This is a genomic window from Streptomyces sp. Ncost-T10-10d (assembly GCF_900091955.1).
GTDB lineage: Bacteria > Actinomycetota > Actinomycetes > Streptomycetales > Streptomycetaceae > Streptomyces.
In genome coordinates this window covers 1-6,610 of record NZ_FMDF01000235.1, presented here as the reverse complement: position 1 = coordinate 6,610, position 6,610 = coordinate 1, and the positions used below count along the sequence as shown (strand labels likewise).

Below are 6,610 nucleotides of genomic sequence, written 5' to 3'. Positions count from 1 at the left end.
CGTGTATGTGCTGGATGAGCGGCTGAGCCCGGTGGCTCCGGGTGTTGCGGGTGAGCTGTACATAGCCGGTGTTCAGGTCGCTCGTGGTTATGTGAGGCGTGCGGGGTTGACGGCGGAGCGTTTTGTGGCGTGTCCGTTCGAGCCGGGTGTGCGGATGTACCGTTCGGGTGATATTGCGCGGTGGCGGCGGGACGGTCAGTTGGAGTTCCTGGGCCGGGGCGATGAGCAGCTGAAGGTGCGTGGTTTCCGGATCGAGCCGGGTGAGGTCGAGGCCGTGCTGGCCGGGCATCCGCAGGTCGCCCGGGCTGCGGTGATCGCCCGGGAGGACACACCCGGCGACATTCGCCTTGTCGCCTACGTCGTTGCCGACGACGAGGTCGACGACCTGACGGACCAACTGCGGAAGTTCGCGGCCGAGCGGCTGCCGGAGTACATGGTGCCTGCTGCGGTGGTGATGCTCGATGAGTTGCCGTTGACGGGTAACGGAAAGCTGGACCGCAAGGCCCTGCCTGCCCCGGACTACGCGGCGGGCGCGGGCACGGGCCGGGCCCCGGCCAACCGCCAGGAGGAACTCCTCTGCCAGGCGTTCGCCGAGGTTCTGGGGCTGGCGAACGTCAGCGTCGACGACGACTTCTTCGAACTCGGCGGCCACTCGTTGCTCGCCATCGATCTCGTCGCGCGGATTCGTGCCATTTTGGGAGTCGACGTTCAGATCCGGACGCTGTTCGACTCGCCGACCGTGGCCGTACTCGCAAAGCAGCTTGGGACCGAGAAGTCTTCCAGGCCCGCCCTGCGACCGATGCGCAATCAGGGCGGCCGGCAATGAATCCGCGCTCATCAGATCAGCCACGGTGAGTCAGGAAGATAACTGTCGACGGTCGGCCGTCGCAGCCCGTGGGAAACGGGTGTGACGGCCGACCGCCGTGGGCCGTGGAGGGAGACAGGCAAGCCGTTTTCCCTCGGCGGTGAAGCGGGCGGCCTCGGCCACCTCAGCACGCGAGCCTCACCGGTCGGTGCGGTGCCACCAGTTCGGCCTCATACGCGGTGATCACCACTGGACCCGTTCGCGGGCGTCGAGCTCGGCGAGCAGCCGGGTCACGAAGCTCTTGGCGGTGGCAACGCGGATCACCAGTTGCTCGGCCGGCTCGGCGTCGGACATCCCTCGGCCGATCAGCGTCAGCACCCCGCGCTCCTGGTCGGTGATGCCACTGATGGCCCGCCGCGGCGTGGTGGAGGCCCCGCCGACGGACGGCCGGCGAACTCCTTGATCCGTCGTCGGGCGACGCTGGGGGATCGGACCCTCTCCGGCGCCGACCACTCGCACCACGGCCACGATCTCGTCCAGTGCCGTGTCCCCGACCAGGAAGCCGGAGGCACCGGCCCGCAGCGCGGCGTAGACGCAGTCGTCGTCGAAGGTGGTGAGCACCACGACGTGGGTCCTTCCGGGACCGGAGATGATCTGCCCGGTGGCACCGATGCCGACCATGCCGGGCAACCGGATGTCCATCACCACGACGTCGGGGCTGCAGGGCGCCAGTCAGGTGTTCAACTGCACCCGCGAGGGCAGTTGAACACTCCACACGCCGCTCCGCTCCCGCCGCCCAGGGGTTATGCCGGGGCATGCGGGCCAAACATTGATCACCCGCCGGACCGTAAGTCATAGTGACTTCCGGGGTACCGCGGTGCCCCTGTACTACCGAAAAATGAAATACAGGGCGTACGCCCGGGTGGGAATCCGTTTCGGTGCGGCACTGCTGGAAGCCGTCATCGTCCGAAGGCCTGTGTATCAGCGGTTATGACAGGTCGGACCGTGTGGGAAAAGCCGGACGGTCTCCACAGCCGTGCCCACCGGCGCTGTCAGTCACGCCGGCCTCAGAGCACGGAAAGCGGCGGCCGGAGTTCACCAGTCAGCCTCGGCCGACGTCGCGGCCAGGACGTAAGCAGGAGGAGTCCTGATGGTTCCGTTGTCATTCGCGCAGCGTCGGTTGTGGTTCATCCAGCAGCTCGAAGGGCCGAGCGCCCACTACAACATCCCGCTGGCACTGCCGCTCTCCGGAGAGCTGAACCACGAGGCGCTCGCCGCCGCCCTGCGCGACGTGCTCGAACGGCACGAAGTCCTGCGGACCACCTTCGCCCTGGCCGACGGCGAGCCGTACCAGCACATCCATGACCTCGGCGACCTGGACTGGGCCCTCCAACGGGTGGACCTGACCGGCGCCGACGGAGCCGCGAAACCCGCCGACCTCGCCGGAGCGCTGGCCGACGCATTCGGTCACGCCTTCGACCTGTCCGCCGAACTCCCCATACTGGCATGGCTGTTCACTACCGGCCCGGAGGAGCATGTGCTCGCCGTGGTGGTGCACCACATCGCCGGCGACGGCTACTCGATGCGTCCGCTGGCCGATGACGTCTCCGCCGCCTACGCGGCCCGTCTCGAGGGCCGGGCGCCGTCGTGGGAGCCGCTGCCCGTCCAGTACGCGGACTACGCCCTCTGGCAGAGCGAACTGCTCGGAGACCTGGATGACCCGGAGAGCCTGATGTTCCGCCAGGTCGAGTACTGGCGGCGCACACTGGCCGGAGCGCCGGAGGAGCTGGAGCTCCCGTACGACCACACGCGCCCCCAGGTGGCCTCCTACCGAGGCCACAGCACCCCGTTGGCGATCCCCGGCGACACCCACGCCCGGCTCGTCGATCTGGCCCGGGCCGAAGGTGTGACCGTCTTCATGGCGCTCCAGGCCGCCCTGGCCGTCCTGCTGTCCAAGCTCGGCGCGGGCACCGACCTCCCGATCGGCACCGCGGTGGCGGGCCGCACCGACACGGGCCTGCGCGACCTGGTCGGCTTCTTCATCAACAGCCTCGCACTACGCACCGATCTGTCCGGCGACCCCACCTTCACCGAGCTCCTCGCCCGGGTGCGCGACACGAACCTCGCGGCCCTCGACCACCAGGACGTCCCGTTCGAGAAGCTGGTCGAGGAGCTCGCCCCGGCCCGCTCGCTGGCCCGCCACCCGCTGTTCCAGGTGATGGTCAGCGTGGACAACATCGCTCGCGCGGAGGCCGACCTCGGTGACGCACGGGCCGTCGGGCTGCCCGCCGAGCTGTCCGCGGAACTGCCGGCCGGAGCGCAGGACGCAACGGTCGCCAAGTTCGACCTGGAGGTCGTCGCCGAGGAGACCTTCGATGAGACGGGAACCCCGGTGGGGCTGCGCGGGTCCGTGATCGTCTCCGCGGACCTGTTCGAGGCGGCCTCCGCCGTTCGGCTCGCCGAACGCCTGACCCGCGTCATCGAGCAGCTGACCGCCCTGCCGCAGGCCCGGATCAGCGCCGTCGACGTCCTCGGTACGGCCGAATGCGACCGGCTGCTGACCGGGTGGAACGACACCGCGGCCGAGGTCGGCCCCGGCCTGCTGCCCGAGCGGTTCGCGTCGCACGTCGAGCGAACCCCGGACACCGTCGCAGTGGTGTACGAGGGCGCCGAGGTCACGTACGCCGAACTCGACGCGCGGGCCAACCGGCTCGCCCGTCGCCTGACCGCACTCGGCGTGGGCGCCGAATCGGTGGTGGGCCTCTGCCTGCCACGCGGCATCGACATCGTGGTGGCGATCCTCGCCGTGTGGAAGGCCGGCTGCGCCTATGCCCCCCTCGACCCCGAACACCCGGCGGACCGGCTCGCCTTCATCCTGGACGACAGCCGGGCCCAGGTGGTGATCAGCACCCGGGACGCGTCCGACGGTGCCGCCGGCCGGCTCGACGCGGACCGGGTGGTGTGGCTCGACGACCCGCAGGAAGCCGCGGAGCTGGCCGCCCTCCCCGCCACGGCCCCGCACGCGCCGGTCGCCGGCAGCGGACTGGCATACGTGATCTACACCTCCGGATCGACCGGCCGGCCGAAGGGCGTGGCGACCGGCCACGGCGCCCTGGCCAACCTGGTGTCGGTGTTCGGCCCCCTGATGGAGGTGGGACCCGGAACTCCGGTCCTCCAGTTCGCCTCATTCAACTTCGACGCCTCCGTGCTGGACGTGGCGGTCACCCTGGCCCACGGCGGCACCCTGGTCGTGGCGAGCGCCACCGAGCGGTCCGACCCCGCGCTGCTGCGCGCCCTCGTCGAATCCGCCGGGGTCCGCTCCGCCAGCCTGGTCCCCTCGCTGCTCGCCGTACTGGACCTGGAGGACCTGGCCGGCGTCGGCCCCATCGTCGTCGGCTCCGAGGGCATCGACCCCGCGCTGGCCCGGGCGTGGGCCCGCGGCCGGCGGCTCGTCCACGCCTACGGCCCGACCGAGGCGGCCGTGATCACCGCGGTCGGGCAGGTCGACCCGGACGGCACCGGCGCGGTGCCCTTCGGGGGCCCGGTCGCCAACACTCGGATGTACGTCCTGGACGGCCGCCTCCAGCCGGTCGCGCCCGGCGTCACGGGCGAGCTCTACATCGGCGGAGCACAGCTGGCCCGCGGGTACGTCGGCCGCCCGGACCTCACGGCAGAGCGGTTCGTCGCGTCCCCGTACACGACCGGCGAGCGCTTCTACCGGACCGGCGACCTGGTGCGCTGGACCGAGGACGGCCGGCTGGTCTTCGCCGGCCGCGCGGACGAACAGGTCAAGATCCGCGGGTTCCGGATCGAGCCCGGTGAGGTCCAGTCGGTGGTCGCCGCGCACCCCCGTATCGCCCGGGCGGCCGTCGTCCCACGCGAGGACACGCCGGGCGACGTGCGCCTGGTGGCCTACGTGGTCCCGGCCGAGGGTGACCTGGAGGGCGCTGCGAAGCGAGGGGAGCTGACCTCCTCCGTGAACGAGTTCGTCGGATCTCGGCTGCCGCAGTACATGGTCCCGTCGGCCGTCGTGCTGCTGGACACGCTGCCGCTGACGGTGAACGGCAAGCTCGACCGCAGGGCGCTGCCGGCCCCTGAGTACACGGCCGGTGCCGGCCGACGCCCGGTGGGCCGCCAGGAGCGGATCCTGTGCGAGGAGTTCGCCGAGGCCCTCGGCCTGGAGCGGATCGGCGTCGACGACAACTTCTTCGCCCTCGGCGGCCACTCGCTGCTCGCCGTTCGCCTCGTCGAGCGGCTGCGGGCCCGCGGTGTCTCCGTATCCGTGCGCGCGCTCTTCGAGAGCCCGACGCCGGCCGGGCTCGCGTTGTCCGGCGGCGCGGCCCAGGTCACGGTGCCCGACAACCTCATCCCTGCCGGCGCGACGACCATCACCCCGCAGATGCTGCCGCTGGTGGACCTCACCGAGGAGGAGATCGAGCGGATCGCCGCCACCGTCAAGGGCGGCGCGGCGAACATCGCGGACGTCTACCCACTCGCCCCGCTCCAGGAGGGCCTGCTCTTCCACCACCTGCTGGCCGGCCGCGGCGAGGACGCCTACGCCCTGCCGACCGTCCTCGAGTTCGACTCGCGCGACCACCTCGACGGCTTCCTGCACGCACTGCAGCACGTGGTCGACCGGCACGACATCCTGCGCACCGGCATCGTATGGGACGGCCTGCGCGAACCGGTCCAGGTGGTGTGGCGTCGGGCCTGTCTGTCCGTCGACGAGGTGCCTCTCGATGCGCACGGCGGCGACCCGGTCGCCGAGTTGGTGGCGCTCGGCAGTACCGCCATGGACCTCAGCCAGGCCCCGTTGATCGGCCTGCACGTGGCCCACACGCCACACGGCGAGGCCGACGACAGGTGGCTCGCCCTGATGCGCATGCACCACATGGTGCAGGACCACACCGCGAAGGAGGTCCTGCTGGAGGAGGTGCACGCCTTCCTCACCGGGCGTGGCGACGAACTGGCGCAACCGCTTCCGTTCCGCAACTTCGTGGCCCAGGCACGCGGTGCGGTCGACGAGGCCGAGCACGAGCGCTACTTCGCCGAGCTGCTCGGCGACGTCACCGAACCCACCGCGCCGTACGGCCTGGTCGACGCACAGGGTGACGGAAGCGGCGTGACCCGCGGCGAACTCACCCTGCCGCAGCCCCTGACCCGTCGGATCCGGGAGATCGCCCGACGGATGGGCATCAGCTCGGCACCCGTCCTGCACGTCGCCTGGGCGCGCGTGCTCGCGGCGGTCTCCGGCCGCACGGACGTCGTGTTCGGGACCGTCCTGTTCGGCCGTATGAACGCCGGCGCAGGCTCCGACCGCGTTCCGGGCCCGTTCATGAACACCCTCCCGGTGCGCCTGCGGACGGGCGAACTCGGCGCCCTGGAGGCCGTTTCGGTGATGCGCGGCCAGCTCGCCGAGCTGCTGGAGCACGAGCACGCGCCGCTGGCGCTCGCCCAGCGTGCGAGTGGAGTGCACGGCAACAGCCCGCTGTTCACCTCCTTCTTCAACTACCGCCACAGCCAGGGCGCTCGGGGCACGGAGACTGCGGCGACCACTCCGACCGACCCCATCACCGGCATCCGGATGGTCTTCGAGCACGACCGCACCAACTACCCGCTGTCCGCAGCGGTGACGGACGACGGCGACACCCTGGAGCTGGCGATCGACTCGATCGCTCCCATCGACCCGCACGCGGTCAGCGAGCTGATGCACATCGCCGTCACCAACCTTGTGGCGGATATCGAGGCGACCCTGGACGGCAGGGCGGATGCGCCGCTGGGTGCGGTGGGTGTGTTGGGTGAGGT

General features: G+C 70.9%; 3 protein-coding genes. 2 read left to right on the top strand and 1 reads right to left on the bottom strand.

Annotated elements, in window-relative coordinates:
- Positions 1-826, top strand: an 826-nt coding sequence (locus GA0115254_RS42210; protein ID WP_141721007.1) for an AMP-binding enzyme, incomplete at its 5' end; no start/stop codon positions are given.
- 222 nt (positions 827-1,048) lie between these two features.
- On the opposite strand, the gene GA0115254_RS42205 is transcribed toward GA0115254_RS42210, so the two are convergent.
- Entirely contained in the window at positions 1,049-1,507 is a 459-nt protein-coding gene (locus tag GA0115254_RS42205; protein WP_370741031.1) for a helix-turn-helix domain-containing protein, read from the bottom strand.
- Between the two features lie 448 nt (positions 1,508-1,955).
- On the opposite strand from GA0115254_RS42205, the gene GA0115254_RS42200 reads away from it, so the two are divergent.
- Positions 1,956-6,610 (top strand): non-ribosomal peptide synthetase (locus GA0115254_RS42200; protein ID WP_141721006.1); only part of this gene is annotated, 4,655 nt, incomplete at its 3' end.

Bases quoted from the DNA above. Each gene is read 5' to 3' on its own strand.
- GA0115254_RS42205 (WP_370741031.1), bottom strand. From the start codon at position 1,507: ATGGACATCCGGTTGCCCGGCATGGTCGGCATCGGTGCCACCGGGCAG.